Genomic DNA, 20,084 nt, shown 5'->3' with positions numbered 1-20,084 from the left:
ACCTTTGGTATTTTTTTTATGCTGAAAATACGGCCTTGAAAAAGGACTTGCTCACCAAAACCCACCAGTTACTTAAAGTAAGCCTTAATTGTGAAACTTTTCAATTTTTCTGATTGGGACTAGAGCAGGAGATGAATTGTGTCTAATTTGAAAATAAAAGGAGTTCCAAATTCTTCTTTTGTTATAAAACTTTAGGTGATATAATTAATTCAAAGGAGATGTAGACAATGGCAATTCCAAAGGCTTTTTATGCATATCCATCACATAGGCCCGACTTATTACAAGATATTCGTGAATCAGTTGAAGAGATCAATAGAGGCCACTCTATTAAAATTACAACATGGGAAGATTACGAGATTTCCGGGAAATTTATAATAAAAAACATTTTAAAGGCAATTGAACAATGTGACCTTTTTATGTGTGATCTTACATACTTAAATCCTAATGTACTGTATGAATTAGGTTATGCTATTGCAAAAGAAAAAAAAATATGGATTACGCTAAATACTGCGCATCGTGATTCTGTTAAGAATTACAAAATGTTAAGAGCTATTACTACTATTGGTTACAATGGTTACGAAAATTCTGATGAGCTTGTTAAAAAATTTTATCACGATAGCCCTTACAGAACATTAACTAAAATTGACCTTAGACCTGAACATGCTGAAATAAACAGTAATTTAATATATATGAAATGCGAAATCAATACAAATGAGTCAAGCAAAATAGACTCTATAATAAATAAATCAAGATTACCTAAAAAGATGGACGATCCTTATGAGGGACGTGAACCATTAAGTTGGTATCTAAATTTATTGCCGAATGCTTTAGGAACAGTAATACATTTTCACAATAAGGATACTCAAGAAGATAAGCCATTGATTACTGCAAGAAAATCTCTTATAGCGGGTTTGTCAGTTGGGTTAGGAAAAAAAACTATATTGCTAGCTCATGATCAGTTTAAATCTCCATTGGATTTTGAGGATGTTTTAAAGACACATAGAAATACGGAAGAATGTGAATCATTATTTAAAGAATGGTTTGAACCAATTGTTAACAAATTCAACGAGAAGAGTTCAGATCATTCAGAATTTAAACAAGAAAAAAAGGCCCTAGGAAAGTTATCGAACCTTTTAATAGGTGATCATGTAGCAGAAAATGAAAATCATGATTTAGTCGAGTATTTTCTAGAAACTGCTGAGTATAAAGAAGCGTTAAGTGCACAACAAGTTTTATTTGTAGGACGTAAAGGCACTGGGAAAACTGCGAATTTAATTAAAATTAGAAGTGAAATGAGAGAAGACAAGAGAAATTTTGTGGTATCTATCCAGCCACAAGGTCATGAATTTGAAGGTGTATTAAAAATTATTAGCAACTTAAAGAAAGGATCAGAACAAGGACATTTAATAGAGAGTGTATGGAAATTTCTAATATACACGGAGATTGGTAGACAGTTTTTTGAGTACCTTGATAATTTACCTCTTCACTATCAAAGAACTGAAGAAGAAGATAATTTTATAGGTTTTGTCAAGACACAAGAAAGAATAATAAACGCTGATTTTACATTAAGACTAGAAAATGTAGTTAATAACTTAAGTTCTTTATCAGCCGAAGAGAGCATGGAAGAAAATAGATTAAGAGTAAGTGAATACTTACATGAAACCATGATTAAAGAGTTAAGAAATCATTTGGGAATGGTTTTAGAAAATAAGGAGAAAGTCACCATATTAATAGATAATTTAGACAAGGGATGGAATGATAGTGCCGAACTAGAAAGTATGAGTCAATTATTATCAGGTCTATTAAATGTTGTTCATAAGGTTACAGATGAATTTCATAAAAGTTCATATAAACATGTAAAAGTCAATCTTTCTTTAATAGTTTTTTTAAGAAGTGATATCTATTCTAGACTTATGAGCTTTGTTGACGAGAGAGACAAGGTCCCTTACAAAAATTTGTCTTGGAATGAACCTATAATGCTTTTTAGAATTATTGAAAATAGAATTGAGTATAGTAATAACGGTGTTACTAGCCCTGAGGCACTTTGGAAAGAGTATTTTTGTGAAAATGTAAATGGTATTCCATTAAAGAACTTTATTTCTAATTTAATAATTCCTCGTCCTAGAGATATAATTTTCTTTTTTAAATCTGCTTTACAAGAAGCAGTGAATAAAGGACATGCTACAGTTGAAGAAGAAGATTTTCTAGCTGCTGAATACGCTTATTCAGAATATGCCTTGTCTTCTTTGTTCCCTGAAAATGGGAATAGGGTTGAGGATCTTGAATCTATTTTTTATGAATTTGTCGGAGAACAGCCAATCCTCTCTGAAGAAAGACTTATAGAATGTTTGCAAAATTGTACCTCTCAAAATATAGATGAGGTAATAAAAATTCTTTGTGAATTAACGTTTCTTGGAAAAGAAACACAGAAGGACACATTTGAATATTATGGTGGCAAAAGGCCTCCCAAAATAATTGATAAACTCTCGGACAAACTTGCTCAAAGAAATAAAAAGTCTAAAAGATATCGGATTAATCCAGCCTTTTATGCTTACCTTGGTATTGAGCCAATAGAGACGTTTGATCAAATAGTTTAAATTTAAAAAACATACCAAACAAATTTGGTATGTTTTATTTGAATTTCCCTTTAGCTATATAAAGAAGAACCAGTTCTATTTTGTTGAACAGGTGCTGTGCTTAGTATTTTTTGAGAATACTTTAATTTATTTGGATATTATTGTACAATTAGTACTTTTTTAAGAAGAGTAGTAAAATATTAATCCTCCCAATCCTGATCTTCGTCTAAGTCCTCTTTACCTTTTTTCAATTGCTGAAGAAGAAATTCAAGAAAATTATTTGCAGCTGTATAACCATATCCTTCATGGTTGTCCCAAAGGATAACAGGACATTCTCCATCTACCATTTTATTTGTATCAAGACAATAAGAGAATTCATCTATATACTCAATAACAACAAGACCTGGTATAAGATTGTAGAACGTTCTGTATTCTTTGGTTTGTTCTACAACTTCAGCTCCATGAGAGTCATAACCGAGTATCATAGTCCCGAACGCGCCTCCTGAACCATACTCAGTTAAAAACCACTTATAACTGTCTGGTAGGGTTACTTTGAGATCTTTTTCTATCTCTTTAATATGTTTGTCAGTGACGCCTCCAGTAAGAATTGAATATTCTTTATTCTCATCAAAGAATTTTTTCACTCTAGAGTAATTCACATTTAGCCTCACACACATTTGATTTTGGTTTGCAATTCATCGATCTTATTGAGTTCGTAGTCATAATCACAGCTTTCTTCTAAAACAGAAATCATAGTTTCAAAGAAACCTTTTGCATTTTTTAAGAGTGTTTCAAAAAAATCAAGTTTCGGCAGTAATACTTTTTGTTTTTCATCAATTTCAAATAACAACATATCATTCGATATTGATTTCATTTTCAATAGAAGTGGTTGATCCGGAAAATAAGTTTCGCTTTCTCCTGTTTCAATAGTTTCTTCAATTAAATTCAAAAAATAAGCCCATAATTGGTCAATCAAGTCCCACATCGTGACATCAAGCAATTCTTGTTCACCATATTTTAAAATAATCGCTCCTGATAAATAGTTTGGGTCTAACTGTGATTTCATGTTCTTAAGTTCCCCTGTATTGTTAAGGGTGACAAAGTAATCGTTAACATTCTTTTTTAAGACTGAAAGATCCTTTATCTTCTTATTTGGCTTGAGAATTAATGATTGTATATAAAACATTCTTACCTCTCCTATTTTTCCGGATAGAATTGACCTACTCTTCCTTTTTGAAAGCCTACAACATATTGCTGATCCTTATACGTCCCTCTAATTTGATAACTGAATTTTGTTCCTTTTTGTACTAACTCTTCACGGTTTTGTTTCATGATTGATTCTATCGCATCTGCAACATCGCTCACAGTCATCTCTTTATTGAGAAAAGATTGACGAGACTTAACTGAGCCATCCCATAAACTAGGATGATGGCGCTCTAAAATATGCTTCATTCCACGTTTATCAATGAGAAATGATTGTCCTCCAAAAATGTATTTCCTGCTTTGAAAAGTCTCTAATTCGTTTACAACTTCATGCGGCTTTGCTTTTTTTATACCATGTGTAGCAGACTGGTTCTTAAAAACTTCAAGTGCAGAGTTTTTATAACTCTCCCCGTCAATTGTGTTGAATGGAAAAGTCCCTGAACCGCCAGCCATTGCATACTGTTGTTCAAAAACATTTGGTATTTTAACATATTCAATACCTTTTTTTATTCCTGTTTTTGAAACTTCGAGCGTCTTAATTGCAGCAACTTTTGAACCGGCTTTTGCAACTTTGGATACTTTATCAATACCCTTCGGACCAACTACTGCAAGAACAACAGTGCTGCCGACATAGGACATCCATTTTGCCCTGCTGTAGCTATCTCCATTAATCATATCACGTTGGAAAGTGTCTTCAATGTCTTTTGCTATGATCTTATAAGTATCGATTGGATGTAAGACTGCGTTCACCGTACCAGAAAGCGTTGCAATAGGGTGCATTGCAAGTTGATAGAGACCCATCACGGTATCTTTACCGGCTTCATACATTCCAACTGCAATACCTTTTCCGATATCGGCTTTTTGTTGAAGTTCTTCGAGCTGGCGGAAATAAACTTTTTGGTCAGGCTCCAAATTCTCGTATCCAATTTTTTTAGCAATTTTTAAATATTCGTCAGGATCTGTTACATTTACAAGCTGTTTTTTCAAATCTTTAATTTCGCGTTTTTTAGCTTCCTCTTTTTTGATCTTTAAATAAGCTTCAGACCGCTTTTCGATATCGCCTTTTTTCTTATGGATGTCACTCTCACGATAAACTTTGGCATTATAATGTATAGGTGAAGCGTTTTTGCCCTTACCTGTTGACTCCTGTAACTTTTGAAAGTCTGCTTTAATAAATTGTTCGTTATGTTCAGTCATTGCATATTCAGTTTTTAAGTTCTCGTCTGTATCGCCTATTTTCTCAATAGTTTTTTTTCGTTTGTTTTCGGCGGACGAGAGCTCATCCTTAAAAGCCTCTGTTGAAAATAAATCAAGTGGAAGAATGTCATCAATATCACTCAGTATATCTTTCATTGCTTTCTTCTGCTCGGACATAATTGCTGGTGATTTTCTATATGCGTTTGCCAGTTCGTGTTCTAAGAAGGATTCTTCGATATATGCATCAGATAAGTTGGCATCTTCCAGAATACCGGAGATACTAGTAAGGAAAGCGATTTTCATATCAATTAAATCAATCCATTGATCAGCTACACCGGTATGATCGTGAAAAAATGCTTTAATATTGTTTGCTCCCTTCCCAGAGAACTCATTATCATCAAGATCAGCAACAGCCTTAAATGCTTTTTTCAAATTAATCATTTGATTTTTCAATTCTTTATAATCGTTTGCTCGGTTTTCAGCTTCAGATAACAAAGACCTTGCTTCAAATACTTTCATTGAACAATCCTTTCAGTAAGTTTATATCTAAATATTACCATGGATAGGATGTGAAGTTCGAAAAAATTGTTGAAGAAGAGGTAATGAATTGAACGTAATGAGATTTCGAGAAGCGGGGAATTAAGGGGGTTTTTTACTCACCAATTATTAACCATAATTCATTCAAACCTATAGAAATGATGTAATGTGGTGTTAGAAAGTGTAATGAAAATAAGTTTTCATAATCAGTGATACGGAATCACAATGTTGAGGGACCAGCGGGCGAATAACCCGTGGAGGTTCAAGTCCTCTCGGCCGCATCAATGATACCAAGGATTATAGAGATCCTTGGTATTTTTTTGTGCTTATTTTTAAATGATCTACTGCCCACAAACTGCCCACTTACCTAAAGTAAGTCATCTGCAGTAGACATCGCACAAATATTTTCATCATTATAGGTAGTTACTAATGCCTCAAACTCCAATTTGCAAAAGCAGAGAAAGTATTGCTAAGCATGGAAGACCTTGTTATATGATCAGCTATTAGAATTTAGACACGAGATAATAGTGTAGGGGCATAAGGGTACTGAAAAGGCTTAATCTTTTTTAAAAGGTTAAGCCTTTTTTTGGCTATAAATGTAATCGGTGTCCAATAGTTGCCCTGAATTCATGAAAAAGGATAAAATAGGTGTAAATAAGTTGTAATTTTAAAATTAGAATCAAATCCTTATCACAAAAGCAATAATAACTAATCGGCGAAGAAAGGATAACAGTCAAATGAAAACATTAGTTATCGTTATACACCCTAATTTGGAAACGTCTGTTGTCAACAAAACCTGGATGAATCGTTTAAAGCAAGAGAATGACATTACGGTTCATGACCTGTACGGTGAATACCCTAATTTTATCATTGATGTAGAAAAAGAGCAGCAGCTCCTGTTAGATCATGAGCGTATCGTTTTTCAGTTCCCAATGTATTGGTACAGCAGTCCCGCGTTACTCAAACAATGGGAAGATGATGTGTTAACACATGGCTGGGCTTATGGAACTGGAGGTACTAAATTGCATGGAAAAGAACTGCTCTTAGCTATCTCCTTAGGCGCACAGGAATCTGATTATCAAGCAGGCGGAGAATATAATATCACGATCAGCGAGCTTATCAGACCGTTTCAAGTCACTGCTAACTATATAGGAATGCGTTTTCTTCCTGCCTTTACACAATATGGGACACTTCACCTTTCAAAAGAAGATGTTAAGAACAGTGCGGAGAAATTGGTTAACTATCTTAAAGCTGAGCATTGATCCGGTATTCGCGAGGGAAGGCTGAAATAAATGATGTGTTGTGAAAATAAGGATTTGTGATAGATGTTAATTAAACTTTATTTCAAAGTTACATCGACTGAATGCAGGAGGGCATAGAGCGAGGACTTAATTATAAAAAAAAGAGACCAAGCTATTCACCTGGTCTCTCACTATTTCAACTTTTTACTGTTAATTAACGCCAAGCTGACGGAGAATATCATGCACATCCACATGAGATCTATGTTCAATAATTTTACCGTCAACAATACGTAACAACATCATAAGAGAGAATTTAACGCTTTTTCCTGTTGCAGGGACTCCAGCAAATGGAATACCTGTATGCCTGCCTTCAAAAATAAAATATGCTGCAACAAGGTCGCCTTCAGCTGCCATTGCTTTAATTGGCATTTTGAAATCTGGGAAAGCATCGAAGTTTTTCTTTTCTGATTCAATTAAACCCTCTACGCCTGGATACGGTGTATCTACTTGTGGATAGAATACGAAATCTTTATGGCAAAAGTCTTTTAAGGCATCGTATTTTTCTTGTTCAATCGTTTCAAAGTAACGACGCACTAATTCTTTATTGTTTTCAACAGACATCATGAAAGCTCCCTCCCTAGTTAAAACTTCATTTTATCTGTTAGATCTAAAATGAATATGATTCGCCATCTTCAGGCACTAAAACATCAGAAGTGATTTCTTTTTCATTAATAAAGGATTTTAGTTCTTCTTTTGATAATCCCCAATGATTTACAGCTTCCATGTGGCTTACAATAATTTTTGCTTTTGGAGCAGCCTTATACGTTTCATAGATATCTTCTTTACCCATGATGAGAGAACCGCCTTCGTAGAATTGATTATCTCCGCCATTTACGACAATGATTTCTGGTTGATGTGTATCAATTTCTTCCTGAACGGCAACATACCATACTGTATCTCCGGCTATATATAACGTTTTCTCGCTTTGGTGTTTGAAGACAACACCGCAAACAAGACCTGCAAGTTTTAAAATTTCTCCTCTTCCGTGTTCGCCTTTTGTTTTAATCAATTGAATACCTTCAAAAACTGTATCTTTTGTTAAAACCTCTACATTTTTGAATCCGGCATTTCGTATTTCTGTTGCATCTTCTTCATTCTGGGAGAACAGCTTGATATCTTTTGGCAATACCTCTTTTGCAGCCTCATCCCAATGGTCATAATGAAGATGAGTAACAATAACAGCATCAACATCTTTAATAATATTGTCAACAGATGTTGGCAATTCAACCAAAGGGTTATTTTGATCTTGTCGTGGTGCATTTGGGAATGGAGGGTATGCACCTTTCTCAGCTAACATAGGATCTATTAAAAACTTTTTGCCTGCGTATTCGACAACAAGTGTGGCATTACGAATTTGTTGAATATTCATGTGTAACACTCCTTTTCTTTGATATGAGTATAGTTTACATACAGCTGCTGAATAAATACATAGAACAAATCAAGTCGTTCTGTCGCTTGACTTGATTTTTGAAAGTGTATATTTTGTTTTGTATGAACTGATTATTATCGCTGTACATAATGTGTCAATTTACTTTGAAAGGATCTGAGCTCATGTTAGATCATACAGATATGCAGATATTAGAAGAGCTGTCTAAAAATAGCCGTATTACAATGAAAGAATTAGGTGAAAAAGTTCACTTAACAGGGCAGGCAGCTGCTGCGAGAGTTGTCAAATTGGAGGATAATGGTGTAATTGAGGGGTATACAATTAAAGTGAATCAAGTAAAACTAGGATGTTATATACATGCTTTGCTTAATATCTATACAAAAAGCACCCATCATAAGCCATATCTTTCATTTATAAAAACCCAAGAGAGATACGTAATCAATAATTATAAAATTAGTGGGGATGGTTGTTACCTTCTTGAATGCCGATTTCAATCTAACGAGTTGCTAGATCAATTTCTAGTGGAATTAAACAAGCATGTAAATTATAAATTATCAATTGTTATTAGCAAATAGAAAGACTCATTTAAAAATCGTTGGTTATTCTAATGAACATGGAACCCGAGACATGTCATGTATTTTTCTGGTGACGAAAAAAACTACTCCATTTTTACTCCACAATATGAATAAATCATTGTGATACATCATAATCAAAATAAATAAACACTGATATATAAAGGTTTTTGTAACAGAAAACACAGCTTCACTTTATTGATGGCCCAGCGGGTGAATAACCCGTGGAGGTTCAAGTCCTCTCGGCCGTATCAATGATACCAAGGGTAATAGAGAGAGCCTTGGTATTTTTTTGTGCTTATTTTTAAATGATCTACTGCCCACTTACCTAAAGTTCAAAGTGATCAAAATACTCAAAGTATCTGGACAATACTTTGCTTGGTTCTTATTTGTCAATAGTCGCCGTAACGAAAGCACTAAACAACACATAAAAGAGATTCTTTTGATATGACGGACACATATGACAGTTTGCGATTGTCAAAATTCAATGTTTAATCTTTGTTCAACTTACCAAGGTCAGTTAAAATTTTGTTAAAATTGTGATAAATGTATGAAAGGATTAAATGTTCATATCGAAACATTAGGATTACAGGGAAGGGGAAACAAATACATGTCGATTTACCATAAAGTAATTGGAGAGGGATATCCGATCGTTATGCTGCATGGTTGGACACTTGACCATCAGGTGATGTTACATGCAATGGAACCGTTATTCGAGAAACGAAGCGGTTGGAAGAGAATATACATAGACTTACCGGGTATGGGACATTCTGAGCCGCAACCGTCTATTCAGAACTCGGATGATATTTTAGAAGCAATATTGCGTCTTTTGGACGAGATTATTCCTGGTCAACAGTTTATTGTGTGTGGTAATTCATATGGAGGGTACATTGCCAGAGGTATCGTTCGTTCACGTCAAGAAACAGTTCGTGGATTACTGCTGATGGCACCATTAACTATACCGGAATTCGATGAAAGGGTAGTACCGCAGAAGACTGTTCTAAAAAGAGACAGCGACTTGATATCACATTTGTCTTCAGAGGAGGCGGATGAATTTTGCTCTATGGCGATTGTGCAAGGTAAAACTGAATGGGAGAGGTTTCGAGATGAAATTTTACTTCCTTCTAAACAAACAAATTATGAATTCATAAACAACATTCGTCAAAATGGATATGGGTTTACCTTCGATATTTCATCTAAACTTGAGTATCCCACGCTAATTATCACAGGGCGTCAGGACAATGTAGTCGGATACCATGATGCGTGGCGACTAATAGAAGATTACCCAAGGGCAACTTTTGCAGTACTTGATATGGCTGGTCACAACCTGCAAATCGAACAAACCGATGTATTTAATTCATTGGTTCATAACTGGTTAAACAGACTTGAGTCGGAAAATTTTCGGATGGTATAACTTTTCATAAATATGAATTTACTGTTACAATTACCAGTTAGTTAAACAATAATTGAGATAATGAATATTGGGATTTGTTAAAATTTTAGTAATTATTAGTCTTTATTGTCATTGGGGATAATTTAATCATTGAATTTCATGATGGAGAAGTAAAATTAAATGAAGGTGAAATGTTTGTCATTCCGAAAAATGTTGAACATAAACCTTATGCAGAATCAGAGTGTGAAATTTTGTTTGCAGAACCTAAAGGTGTTGTGAATACCGGGCAAGAAATAACTGATCAAACAGCTGAAAATGATATCTGGATTTAGCTGTAAGAAATAGTAGATCAAAAATAAAACCATTACCTAAGAAATGTTTCTTTATTTCCAGCTGGATTTAAAAAATAATTTTGTTAGGTATCATGCAATAAATTCAATTGTCGGTGATTGGCCTGTTTAAATGCATCCATTATTTCATACCCGGTGCTACTTATTTCTGTTGTAGTCTGCATACTGATTAATAGGTAAAGAAAGTCGAAAAGGTATACGACATTCTTCATACAAATTAAAGTTTTGAATGAAAGAGCAGGATTACTCCTGCTCTTTTTCTTTCTGATTGGGCTGGATTAAACGCAGACGGTTATTCCTTGGGAAAAACAAAAAAATTTCTTCTATCCATTGACTAGCTGGGCTTTAGCCGGGTTTCTATCACCCTGTTGAGCTTGTCAGATTTTAAAAAGATATGGTACGTTTATAGTGTTTTGTTTCACCTGATTGTGGGGTAATAAAGATAGGATCAGTAAATAATTCTTAGGAACGACCTCAATCTTATAATAAACATATTGGAAGACGTAATGGAAGAACTAAAATAAAGGTTTAGGATACTTTGAAGAAATAAAAGTTTTTGTTCGATTGTGATAATATTCACAATAGAGCTTTATTAAGGGGAATCATTTCTCCAAATAGTCTGCAGAAAATACCAACCACAGCCCAAGGATATATCACTAACCGCTTTGCCTGATATTATCTGTTGGATGTTTCTCTTTTTGTTGCTTTTTGTATTATTTTTAGTCCAATCGGCAAAAATAAGTTAAGGAAACCAGCGAAAAAACTGAATTTCATCCTTCTTTCCTGGTTTACAATGTTATTTGGCGCTGATATGGATATTAGTCTAGTCTTTTAAGGTACAGTTGAACCAATCATCCACTATGCCGTTAGCTCTCCATCAGGTGAAACAGAAACCCCCGGACTTTTAGAGAAGCATTACGCTATACATTCTGGGACTGCATGCTTGGACCGTTTATGCGCTTGTATAATGTGGATTTGATAATCAAGGAGTCGATATTATTAAATGAAGTTTAACAAGAAAAAAATTAACGTTGTAGACATTCAAAAAGCGAAGAAAAGCGTGTTTGCTACAGGGATAGGAAACGCGATGGAATGGTTTGATTTTGCTTTATATTCTTATTTGGCAGTTATTATTAGTAAAAACTTTTTCAGTCCAGTTCAAAACGATGAATTAAAGTTAATATTTACTTTTGCTACATTTGCAATTGCCTTCTTACTTAGACCGGTAGGCGGAATTATTTTTGGTAAAATGGGTGATAAATTTGGTCGGAAAATAGTATTAACAATTACTATTTTAATGATGGCTTTATCTACTTTAATAATTGGTGTGCTTCCTACCTATGAACAGATTGGTGTATGGGCCCCTATATTATTACTCTTAGCTCGTATTCTGCAAGGTTTTTCTGTGGGTGGAGAGTACGCTGGTGCAATGGTATATATCGCAGAATCTTCTCCAGATAATAAGCGTATAAGGTTAGGCAGCGGTTTAGAAATCGGCACATTATCTGGTTATATAGTAGCTTCTGTTTTAGTTACAGTACTTTTCTGGACTTTATCTGATGTTCAAATGAATAGTTGGGGATGGAGAATTCCTTTCTTCTTAAGTATTCCAATAGGATTATTTGGTTTATATTTGAGAAGTCATTTAGATGAATCACCAATTTTTGAAAATGACATCTCTGAAAGCCAAGAACAACAACCAGGTTTATTAGAAGTCATTAAAACATATAAAAAAGATATCTTTTTATGTATCGTATTTGTGGCGTTTTTCAATATAACCAATTACCTATTGTTAGGTTATATGCCTTCTTATTTGGATGAGAACCTTGGTATAAGTGATAATATAAGTACACCGGTTACAGCAATTGTATTGATTATTATGGTACCGTTCGCTTTAACTTTTGGTAAATTGGGAGATAAATTAGGAAATAAAAAAGTTATAACAATTGGATTAGTATTAGGAATTGTATTTTCGATTATCTCTTTTCAATTTCTTAATATGGGGAATATAACATTCTTATTTATAGGACTTTTAATGTTAGGTATTGTATTATCTGTATACGAAGGTACTATGCCAGGATCTTTACCTACGTTGTTCCATACTGACATTAGATATCGTACGTTATCCTGGACATTCAACTTATCAGTTTCTATTTTTGGTGGAACAACACCTTTAGTTGCTTCTTGGTTAACCCATGTGACAAGAAACAATTTGGCGCCGGGTTTCTATTTATTAGCAGTTAGTTTAATTGGCTTAATAGTTGTGTTAACCTTATTTAAAGATACTTCAGGTAAATCTTTAAAAGGTTCTTACCCAACAGTTGCTTCTAAAGCTGAGTTTCAAGAAGCTGTTGAAAATCCAAAAGATTCACTGTGGTGGAAAATGGAACAAACAGAAAAGGAATGAAAAAAACATCCATTTAATTGACCGGCTACTCGACATACAGACTCAGAATAAGCTGGGATTATCCGAGCAGCAATGACTGCAGCTCTTTTATATTCTGGAGGGCTTACTGCTTTGCAAAAGCAGCGTTGTTATTCTCGATCGTCATTATTTTATTGGTTGTGTCCTAATAATAAAACGTTGACGCAAGAACGAAGAGAAATTAAAAGGTCCGAGCAATACAGCAAAATAAGAAGCAAGAAGCTTTGTTATGCCAGTTCTTCTCCCGAAGGAGAGCTGGCTTTTTATTTTCTATATGGGGTCCAAAGCAGAAAACGAGAACTTGTACGCTAATCACAGTACTTGGTTCTTCTTGTTTTATGGGAGAAGGAAAAAATATCTGTTAAAGGTTTAGGCGAAGAATTATATCTAGACTCCGGAACATTAACTCCAGTTTTAAAACGACTTGAGGAGCGAGGTCTTATTATAAGAGAGCGTTCAAAAGAGGATGAACGAAGTGTAATTATTACGTTAACAACTGAAGGGAATGAGTTTAAAGAAAAAGTCACAATGATACCTAATGCAGTATTTGATAAAACCGGTTGTAATGAAGAAGAAATTAAAAGTTATAACAAGGAAATTCGTAATTTACTTAACATGCTGACAACTGAGCAATAGTTTTATGAATATAGATGGCGGGCCCAGCGGGTGAATAACCCGTGGAGGTTCAAGTGCCTCTCGGCCGCATCAATGATACCAAGGGTTTTGACACCCTTGGTATTTTTTGTTTATAAAAATTCATCTGTTACTGTCCACTTACTTATAGTAGGTCGTATGATTTGTCAGTCACCTTCATCCTTCAGCTGACTGCGTGCGGCGGTAGTAAATATGATAATGCAATTAATGAAGTGATGAAGCAGGAGAAGAAAGTCAGAAAAGAAATGCGAGCAGATTCAGATGAGCACAAAAGAGATAACGCCATAATTCGTGTATATGATGACGGGAAATATATTCAACTTGCGTTTTATCAGCCGGAAGAAAGTTCTCGTAGGCTGACTGCTTATTCTTATTATGAGAAGCTTGGAGATTCTTATGAGGAAATGGCACATATGCCGGGTGATGGTGATGGCGACCGCCTTGGTCTTTATAAGAAAACGCCTGATTATAAAGAGGTTAAAGGCAAGGAAACAAAAACAATGTGCTTGTTCATTCCTGATAGGGGAACAATTGTTTTACCGTTAAGTTGTTGTGTGAGAGCCAGTATGTTAAAATGCTACGTAGATTTAATAATAAAGTTTAGATTCAAGGAGATTTATTTATGAAGTTGGATGAATTTACCATCGGGCAGGTTTTTCAAACTAAATCTTTTGAATTAACAAAAGAGAATATAATGAATTTTGCAGAAGTGTATGACCCACAGTACATGCATTTAAATGAAGAAAAAGCAAAAATGGGCAGGTTTAATGGAATTATTGCTTCTGGAATACAAACGTTATCTATTACTTTTAAGCTTTGGATTGAAGAAGGGTGTCATGAAGACGATATTATTGCTGGGACAGGAATGAATAATATAAAATTCCTAGCACCCGTTTACCCTAATGATAAACTGAACACTATTGTTAAGGTTATTGATAAAAAACCAAATAAAAGCCAGACGGGGATACTTACTGTATTGTTATCTACCTATAATCAGAAAGAGGAAAAAGTGTTTGAAGGTGAGTTATCAGTATTAATTAAACGCTAAATGACCTTTGCGGCATATCATCGTCACCTTTCATTTTTTATAGGTGTCTGCATGAATTGAGCAATCATCTTAATTAATAAAGTGGACTTTGAGTCTGCTCTTTTTTTATTTGTTCAACCTATGTCGAGAAACAAAGGGCTCACAATAACGAAAAAATCATCTCGTAAATACGAATTTAAAAATTGCTGCCTTGAGGTTTTTTGCATATTCCTCTGTATCATTGCGCCGGGTGAATATCTATAATGAGCGTTCTATCCTTCGATGTTATGTTTTCTTTTTACTTTTTGGTTTTGTCAGTTCAAAGCTGTACTTTACCATGTCATGGATTTGGTGCTCTGGGAGTCCCTCATCTAAGGTAAGCGTATTCCAATGCTCCTTGTTCATATGGTATCCGGGCTTGATTTCTTCAAAAAGACCACGCAGAAAATCAGCCCTTTCAGGTTCGCATTTAAGGTTGACACATAAGTGTTCGTCGCGAGTGAAGATAAGTGCAAATATTTTCTTATTCCCTTTGTGCCGAATTGCAGTCCAACCATCTCCAAAAGGGTGGTCTTCATAAGAGTTTGGAAAGGTTAGGCAGTAATCTTTTATTTCATCATAATTCATTATCAATTCACTCCATACCCCATTATTTTTATATACAGAACATATTCGTTCAAACTAAGATTTGCGGTTTCTTTTATACCAATCCGAGATTTCCTCAAGTCTTTGTTTGAACTTAGCTTCTCAACCTTGAGTTGTTGGATAGTAATACTCACGCCCTATTAAAGAATCTGGCATCGTGTGCATTGTCGTTAATTTTTTCTCTTTATCATGAGCATATTTATATCCCTTACCGTAATCTAAATCTAAAATCAATATCAATTCGGGGCTGGATTCAATATGACCCAGTCCATTTTTGTTTTATTGATTTTTCTTATCCCCAGTCTGATAAAAGATTTTCTGTGAAATCATTTAACAATTATTGGTCAATTTTTCTTTTTCAATAATATCCTTTACCACATCCTCAATTGTGATATGCCCAAGAGCTTTTTCCAAGGCACATTGGGCGATTTCAAATATTGGACCAATTGTACTTTGAATGTTCCGGCCTACAGGACATTGAGGATTGGGATTTTCATGTATACTAAACAATTCTTTATCTTGAACAACATTAACTGCTCTATAAACATCAAGTAAGTTGATTTCAGTTAAATCCTTCGCTAATTCAGCTCCTGCAATACCTGGCCGAACATTTACTAAACCTGCTTTTTTCAGCATCCCCATAATTTTTCTTATGAAGGCGGGATTTGTATTTACACTTCCAGCTAAAAATTCAGAAGTGCTAATTCCGTCTTCATTTATTTCAATAAGAGCCAATATATGAATTCCTACAGCAAAACGGCTGCTAATAGACATGATTTCTTCACCATCCTCATTACTTTACACTCTTTATAGTACACTTGTAACTGAATGAATTACAAGTTCTTTTACTCTAATATGCTCAATTAACAAGTTGACAAATAAATAAGGTGTAACTAAACTTATTACATGTAATCGATATGGTTACATTTAAAATTTTGAATGATTAGGAGGACTTTAAATTGAAAATTGGAATCATTGGTGCAACCGGAAAAGCTGGAAGTCTTATCTTGAAAGAAGCGGTAAGCAGGGGACATGAAGTAACTGCAATTGTAAGAGATGCTGCAAAACTTAAAGAGGAAAAGATTGCAATCATTGAAAAAAATATAATTGATCTTACATCGGATGATCTAAAAAAGTTAGATGTAGCAGTTAATGCCTTCGGTGCTCCATTAGGAGAAGAACAGGTACATGTAGATGCTGGCCGGGCATTAATTAGGGCATTAAAAGGAACGGGTACAAGAGCCGTAATTGTAGGTGGAGCAGGGAGTCTTTATGTAGACGAAAATAAAACTGTCAGTGTAATGGATACACCTGATTTCCCGGAGATTTTTATCCCGACAGCTAAAGGGCAAGGTCGTAACTTGCAAGAACTAAAAGAAACTTCTGATATGAACTGGACATTTATCAGTCCTTCAGCGGTATTTGACCCAGACGGGAAAAGAACTGGATTTTATCAGTCAGGAAAAGATCATCTTCTTGTGAATTCGAAAGGCGAAAGTTATATCAGCTATGCAGACTATGCAATTGCAGTATTGGATGAAATTGAAAATCCAAAACATATAAATGAACGCTTTACAGTTGTTGGAGAAGCTGAATAAGTGATTGAGTAGAAACAAAGGGTGCCATTAGTGTCATCGCTAATGGTATCTTCCTTCTAAGAATGTACGGAGACATTGAAAACTTTGCAAACAGAGAAGCGGATTATTTTTATGAAAAAGGGGATTTATCACGTTCCAATGAGTATTATCGACTGAGATTAAAACGGGACGGAAAAATAAAAAAGGGGAGATTATTAATGAAGATCAGCCTGACTTTGTTTACAGTCATTTTATTGGGCAGCATCGCAGGAGTGGTTTTAACAAATAATGTCCCTGTTATCAAAGCTCCTTTTCATGTTGCTGATGACAGAGTAGGTGCTTAGTGAGTTGGACCAAAAAAATACGTATAAATAGCTCTGACTAAAACCTTTGTGGGTTAGTTAGAGCTTTTGTAAACCCACTCGTTTTCGTGAGTGGGCTTTTTTAAAATACATCTATCAACACGATATTTATTATTAAGTACGGTAAGGGGTCCGTCCAAACTTCTAAATTACAAATGAAGGTTCTCACTAAAAAAACCTGCCGCACGTTTAACAAATAAAACCCTGAATGAAACATAATATTAATTTGCAGTTATTTCCGTTTCGTGCTATGATAAAGGAGAATTATTTTTGTTCGTGTAAAGGATAGTATGAATATCGACTTTTCGTCTTGATGATACTTTGGGCAAGGATAGTAATACAATGTGTAACACACTAGGAGGCAACAAAAATGGAACAAGGTACAGTGAAATGGTTTAATGCAGAAAAAGGTTTTGGATTTATCGAACGTGAAAATGGAGACGATGTATTCGTACACTTTTCTGCAATCCAAAGTGACGGATTCAAATCTTTAGACGAAGGTCAAAAAGTAACGTTTGACGTTGAGCAAGGTGCTCGCGGAGCTCAAGCTGCTAACGTTCAAAAAACTGCTTAATCTTCAATCGTTTATACAAACAGGCTCTTTATATAGGGCTTGTTTTTTTATGTTCTCTGTATCATACTGAATAAAAAAACCCTACTCAACGTTCGAGTAGGGACAGTTGCTACAAGGTAAGAAAAAGGTTTAAAACCTCAAAGGATTGTTTACAGTATAACATATTGGATTGACGATATGTGGAATATATATAAATGATTGTTTTTATGTTCTCAATATAACTGTATGTTATTCTTTGTTACAATTCGCATATCTCTTTTATGAAAAGAAGATAAACAACTGCTATTCACTGTGGAAGCAGATGTAGAGGGGAGTGGTTGTTTTTTCTTCCGGAAATAATCACTTAAGACCTAAAACAATGAAAGCCCTGCCTCTCTTCCATCCTTACGGCTCCTTGTCCGTGCCAGTGTGAATCAGGATTACAAAAATCAAGTGACTATTTCATCGAGTTTTTTGATAAAACATCAAATGTTCGTTGAAGAAATTTTTAATAATAAAAACAGATTAGATTGTAGGAATAATAAAAGAGGTTAATGTTCTAAAAGTAAGTTGAAGAAGTTAAGCGTCTTTGAAATATTTCAATCGTAATATTCCGAAAACTCGCGGGTGCTTTTTGGAATGCAAAACATTATTTAAAATTAACCTTAGCAGAAACTTTTTATTTGTTTTTCAGTGATTCCTTTAATGACTTCCAGTTCACTAATCAAAAATTCATATGCATCATCCAACATTTTTTTTTCGCTTGAATTAAGTGCTTTTTCTTTCTTCATTCGCATTAAATCACGTACAACTTCAGCGCCTTCTTGTATTTCACCCGTTTTTATTTTGTTCGTGTTTACTATATACCTTTGCTTCCACGGCAGTAACCTATCTGATTCTCCATGCTGAAAAATGTGTATAATGTGTTTTAATGCACGTATATCAGTAACTGGCCGTATATTTGAACTCAATATTTTACGCGTTGGAATCATAACTGTCATATTACTTATTGACATTCTTATGACATAATACTGTTGTTTTTCCTCTAAGAATTGTTTTTCTTCTATGGCTTCAATTGTACCTGCTCCGTGCATTGGATAAACAATGTTATCGCCAATTTGAAACATATAATCCACCTCCATATATGGGAACTTAACTTAAGGTTATCATATATGGAGTTAGATATCAAATTTTTAATGATAACATGGTCATTTATTGGTGTCAATAACTTTTTTGAAAAAACAACATCAAAACAAGAGGGAACCTGTGGGATTCCCAAAAAAGGAAAGATCAATTCAATTGGTCCGTGTATATCTTGGAATCTCGACTAATTAACAGAGATCAGTTTTTCGTTGAAAATGAGTTATTAAATCTCCTTTAGGAGTCCATGCCTTGACATCAATGACAGGTTTACTAATCTATATGGGCACAATTTAATCACCGATTTTTAACCATAATTCAATTAATGAAATGATAAAATAGGAGAAGACAGCCAAAAAGAAATGAGAGCAGATTCAGATGCGAAACACAAGAATAACTCATCGTGATCGTATTCGTACACATTTTTACAGAGGAGGACAATTATGATTGGAATACTGGCAGGAATGGGGCCAAAATCTACTGGGCCATTTGTAGATAAGGTAGTAGACGAGTGTCAAAAAATATATGGAGCAATACATGACATGGATTTCCCTCATATGATGATTTATTCTTGTCCGACTCCTTTCTATATGAATAAACCTCTCAATCATACGGACATGGAAAAGGCAATTATTGAGGGGGCTTTAAAGCTTGAAAAAACGGGTGTTGATTTTATTGCCATCCCATGTAATACCGCACATATTTATTTTAACCAAATAAAAAAATCGCTTTCAGTCCCTTTACTAAACATGGTTGATGAAACCATAAAAAAAATACCTAAAGGCTCCAAAAAAGCAGCTCTTTTAGCCACCGTTCCTACGGTTCAATCTGGAATATTTCAAGAAGCGTTAAACAGAGAAGGTTATGATTTTTTACATCAAGATAGTTGGCAAATCTATGTCGATCACATAATAGAAAAGATTAAACAAGGTCAAATCGATGAGGCTATTACATTATATGATGAATTACACCGTGACTTAGCAGAAAAGGTTGATACGGTTATCATTGCATGTACGGATTTAAATACGGTCACGGATCAAAAAAGCAGCGAACTTACCTTTGTTGATTCATCAGCTTGTCTCGCTCAAGCCATTGTAAATAAGTTTGTATTATTAACAAAATAAGCCGTCTGATTTATCAGCAAATTCAGGGCGCTTTTTTTCCTTTAAAGCGCCCGGCTTCGGC

20 protein-coding genes and 4 pseudogenes are annotated in these 20,084 nt (G+C 34.6%); 15 read left to right on the top strand and 9 right to left on the bottom strand.

All coding sequences use genetic code 11. The features are described 5' to 3' along the window. Positions 1-227: 227 nt before the first annotated feature. A complete protein-coding gene (locus SB24_RS20375) occupies positions 228-2,597 on the top strand; it encodes a P-loop ATPase, Sll1717 family (RefSeq protein WP_039252637.1) in 2,370 nt (789 codons plus the stop codon). Positions 2,598-2,776: 179 nt separating this feature from the next. Here the strand turns inward: SB24_RS20375 and SB24_RS07185 are convergent, their stop codons facing one another. Genes SB24_RS07185 through SB24_RS07175 form a run of 3 tightly spaced genes read right to left on the bottom strand, consistent with a single transcriptional unit; the run spans position 2,777 to position 5,495 of the window. Next, complete coding sequence (locus SB24_RS07185; protein ID WP_039252635.1) at positions 2,777-3,235, bottom strand: SMI1/KNR4 family protein; 459 nt, start codon at positions 3,233-3,235, stop codon at positions 2,777-2,779. An 8-nt stretch (positions 3,236-3,243) separates the two neighbouring features. Beyond that, entirely contained in the window at positions 3,244-3,762 is a 519-nt protein-coding gene (locus tag SB24_RS07180) for a hypothetical protein (protein WP_039252633.1), read from the bottom strand. 11 nt (positions 3,763-3,773) lie between these two features. Then, a complete protein-coding gene (locus SB24_RS07175; protein ID WP_039252625.1) occupies positions 3,774-5,495 on the bottom strand; it encodes a ribonuclease YeeF family protein in 1,722 nt (573 codons plus the stop codon). Positions 5,496-6,250: 755 nt separating this feature from the next. On the opposite strand from SB24_RS07175, the gene SB24_RS07170 reads away from it, so the two are divergent. Next, positions 6,251-6,775, top strand: a complete 525-nt coding sequence (locus tag SB24_RS07170; RefSeq protein ID WP_015416878.1) for an NAD(P)H-dependent oxidoreductase — start codon at positions 6,251-6,253, stop codon at positions 6,773-6,775. 189 nt (positions 6,776-6,964) lie between these two features. On the opposite strand, the gene SB24_RS07165 is transcribed toward SB24_RS07170, so the two are convergent. Together SB24_RS07165 and SB24_RS07160 are read right to left on the bottom strand one after the other, a co-directional pair. After that, on the bottom strand, positions 6,965-7,378 hold the full coding sequence (locus tag SB24_RS07165) for an ester cyclase (protein ID WP_015416879.1): 414 nt from the start codon (positions 7,376-7,378) through the stop codon (positions 6,965-6,967). Positions 7,379-7,421: 43 nt separating this feature from the next. After that, positions 7,422-8,183: an MBL fold metallo-hydrolase gene (locus tag SB24_RS07160; RefSeq protein ID WP_015416880.1), complete on the bottom strand. Its 762-nt coding sequence runs from the start codon at positions 8,181-8,183 to the stop codon at positions 7,422-7,424. A 182-nt stretch (positions 8,184-8,365) separates the two neighbouring features. On the opposite strand from SB24_RS07160, the gene SB24_RS07155 reads away from it, so the two are divergent. The 9 genes and pseudogenes from SB24_RS07155 (at position 8,366) to SB24_RS07125 (ending at position 14,643) form a co-directional block, all read left to right on the top strand. After that, positions 8,366-8,776, top strand: a complete 411-nt coding sequence (locus SB24_RS07155; RefSeq protein WP_015416881.1) for an Lrp/AsnC family transcriptional regulator — start codon at positions 8,366-8,368, stop codon at positions 8,774-8,776. Between the two features lie 352 nt (positions 8,777-9,128). Continuing rightward, positions 9,129-9,268: pseudogene (locus tag SB24_RS19950) on the top strand (IS1595 family transposase); the annotation flags it as partial. Positions 9,269-9,383: 115 nt separating this feature from the next. Beyond that, a complete protein-coding gene (locus tag SB24_RS07150; RefSeq protein ID WP_031378633.1) occupies positions 9,384-10,187 on the top strand; it encodes an alpha/beta fold hydrolase in 804 nt (267 codons plus the stop codon). A 98-nt stretch (positions 10,188-10,285) separates the two neighbouring features. Continuing rightward, positions 10,286-10,498: pseudogene (locus tag SB24_RS20370) on the top strand (cupin domain-containing protein); the annotation flags it as partial. 574 nt (positions 10,499-11,072) lie between these two features. After that, positions 11,073-11,481 (top strand): annotated as a pseudogene (locus tag SB24_RS20565) (BCCT family transporter); the annotation flags it as partial. 38 nt (positions 11,482-11,519) lie between these two features. Further along, the gene (locus SB24_RS07140) at positions 11,520-12,923 is read left to right on the top strand and encodes an MFS transporter (RefSeq protein WP_007409580.1); all 1,404 of its coding nucleotides are present in this window, start codon (positions 11,520-11,522) and stop codon (positions 12,921-12,923) included. Between the two features lie 339 nt (positions 12,924-13,262). Beyond that, positions 13,263-13,577: a MarR family winged helix-turn-helix transcriptional regulator gene (locus SB24_RS07135; protein ID WP_072588824.1), complete on the top strand. Its 315-nt coding sequence runs from the start codon at positions 13,263-13,265 to the stop codon at positions 13,575-13,577. A 161-nt stretch (positions 13,578-13,738) separates the two neighbouring features. Continuing rightward, positions 13,739-14,092, top strand: a pseudogene (locus tag SB24_RS07130) (cystatin-like fold lipoprotein); the annotation flags it as partial. A gap of 125 nt (positions 14,093-14,217) precedes the next feature. After that, positions 14,218-14,643: a MaoC family dehydratase gene (locus SB24_RS07125; protein ID WP_003156152.1), complete on the top strand. Its 426-nt coding sequence runs from the start codon at positions 14,218-14,220 to the stop codon at positions 14,641-14,643. Between the two features lie 264 nt (positions 14,644-14,907). Here SB24_RS07125 and SB24_RS07120 read toward each other — a convergent pair whose 3' ends face one another. From SB24_RS07120 to SB24_RS07115, 3 genes are all read right to left on the bottom strand, one after another. Beyond that, positions 14,908-15,249, bottom strand: a complete 342-nt coding sequence (locus tag SB24_RS07120; RefSeq protein WP_039252619.1) for an MmcQ/YjbR family DNA-binding protein — start codon at positions 15,247-15,249, stop codon at positions 14,908-14,910. Positions 15,250-15,369: 120 nt separating this feature from the next. Then, entirely contained in the window at positions 15,370-15,501 is a 132-nt protein-coding gene (locus SB24_RS20360) for an AAA family ATPase (protein WP_225562071.1), read from the bottom strand. 96 nt (positions 15,502-15,597) lie between these two features. Continuing rightward, a complete protein-coding gene (locus tag SB24_RS07115; protein WP_015416888.1) occupies positions 15,598-16,041 on the bottom strand; it encodes an Rrf2 family transcriptional regulator in 444 nt (147 codons plus the stop codon). A 185-nt stretch (positions 16,042-16,226) separates the two neighbouring features. Here SB24_RS07115 and SB24_RS07110 point away from each other — a divergent pair, with 185 nt between their 5' ends. The 3 genes from SB24_RS07110 to cspC all read left to right on the top strand — a co-directional run bounded on the left by SB24_RS07110 (position 16,227) and on the right by cspC (position 17,780). After that, positions 16,227-16,865, top strand: a complete 639-nt coding sequence (locus tag SB24_RS07110) for an NAD(P)-dependent oxidoreductase (RefSeq protein WP_039252616.1) — start codon at positions 16,227-16,229, stop codon at positions 16,863-16,865. A 197-nt stretch (positions 16,866-17,062) separates the two neighbouring features. Further along, positions 17,063-17,188: a hypothetical protein gene (locus SB24_RS20490; RefSeq protein ID WP_257787082.1), complete on the top strand. Its 126-nt coding sequence runs from the start codon at positions 17,063-17,065 to the stop codon at positions 17,186-17,188. 388 nt (positions 17,189-17,576) lie between these two features. Beyond that, the gene (gene cspC, locus SB24_RS07100) at positions 17,577-17,780 is read left to right on the top strand and encodes a cold shock protein CspC (RefSeq protein WP_003156143.1); all 204 of its coding nucleotides are present in this window, start codon (positions 17,577-17,579) and stop codon (positions 17,778-17,780) included. 644 nt (positions 17,781-18,424) lie between these two features. Here the strand turns inward: cspC and SB24_RS07095 are convergent. Continuing rightward, positions 18,425-18,886 carry a CarD family transcriptional regulator gene (locus tag SB24_RS07095; protein ID WP_015416890.1) on the bottom strand — a complete coding sequence of 154 codons (462 nt, stop codon included), beginning with the start codon at positions 18,884-18,886 and terminating at the stop codon, positions 18,425-18,427. A gap of 456 nt (positions 18,887-19,342) precedes the next feature. Here SB24_RS07095 and SB24_RS07090 point away from each other — a divergent pair, with 456 nt between their 5' ends. Next, complete coding sequence (locus SB24_RS07090) at positions 19,343-20,023, top strand: aspartate/glutamate racemase family protein (RefSeq protein ID WP_039252611.1); 681 nt, start codon at positions 19,343-19,345, stop codon at positions 20,021-20,023. Positions 20,024-20,084: the final 61 nt, after the last annotated feature.

The sequence above is a fragment of the Bacillus sp. Pc3 genome (assembly GCF_000815145.1).
Taxonomy (GTDB): domain Bacteria; phylum Bacillota; class Bacilli; order Bacillales; family Bacillaceae; genus Bacillus; species Bacillus velezensis.
The sequence above is the reverse complement of the archived record's forward strand: the minus strand, read 5'-3'. Positions and strand labels throughout refer to the sequence as shown.

Bases quoted from the DNA above. Each gene is read 5' to 3' on its own strand.
- SB24_RS20375 (WP_039252637.1), top strand. From the start codon at position 228: ATGGCAATTCCAAAGGCTTTTTATGCATATCCATCACATAGGCCCGAC.
- SB24_RS07180 (WP_039252633.1), bottom strand. From the start codon at position 3,762: ATGTTTTATATACAATCATTAATTCTCAAGCCAAATAAGAAGATAAAG.
- SB24_RS07175 (WP_039252625.1), bottom strand. From the start codon at position 5,495: ATGAAAGTATTTGAAGCAAGGTCTTTGTTATCTGAAGCTGAAAACCGA.
- SB24_RS07170 (WP_015416878.1), top strand. From the start codon at position 6,251: ATGAAAACATTAGTTATCGTTATACACCCTAATTTGGAAACGTCTGTT.
- SB24_RS07165 (WP_015416879.1), bottom strand. From the start codon at position 7,378: ATGATGTCTGTTGAAAACAATAAAGAATTAGTGCGTCGTTACTTTGAA.
- SB24_RS07160 (WP_015416880.1), bottom strand. From the start codon at position 8,183: ATGAATATTCAACAAATTCGTAATGCCACACTTGTTGTCGAATACGCA.
- SB24_RS07155 (WP_015416881.1), top strand. From the start codon at position 8,366: ATGTTAGATCATACAGATATGCAGATATTAGAAGAGCTGTCTAAAAAT.
- SB24_RS07150 (WP_031378633.1), top strand. From the start codon at position 9,384: ATGTCGATTTACCATAAAGTAATTGGAGAGGGATATCCGATCGTTATG.
- SB24_RS07140 (WP_007409580.1), top strand. From the start codon at position 11,520: ATGAAGTTTAACAAGAAAAAAATTAACGTTGTAGACATTCAAAAAGCG.
- SB24_RS07125 (WP_003156152.1), top strand. From the start codon at position 14,218: ATGAAGTTGGATGAATTTACCATCGGGCAGGTTTTTCAAACTAAATCT.
- SB24_RS07120 (WP_039252619.1), bottom strand. From the start codon at position 15,249: ATGAATTATGATGAAATAAAAGATTACTGCCTAACCTTTCCAAACTCT.
- SB24_RS07115 (WP_015416888.1), bottom strand. From the start codon at position 16,041: ATGTCTATTAGCAGCCGTTTTGCTGTAGGAATTCATATATTGGCTCTT.
- SB24_RS20490 (WP_257787082.1), top strand. From the start codon at position 17,063: ATGAAGATCAGCCTGACTTTGTTTACAGTCATTTTATTGGGCAGCATC.
- cspC (WP_003156143.1), top strand. From the start codon at position 17,577: ATGGAACAAGGTACAGTGAAATGGTTTAATGCAGAAAAAGGTTTTGGA.
- SB24_RS07095 (WP_015416890.1), bottom strand. From the start codon at position 18,886: ATGTTTCAAATTGGCGATAACATTGTTTATCCAATGCACGGAGCAGGT.
- SB24_RS07090 (WP_039252611.1), top strand. From the start codon at position 19,343: ATGATTGGAATACTGGCAGGAATGGGGCCAAAATCTACTGGGCCATTT.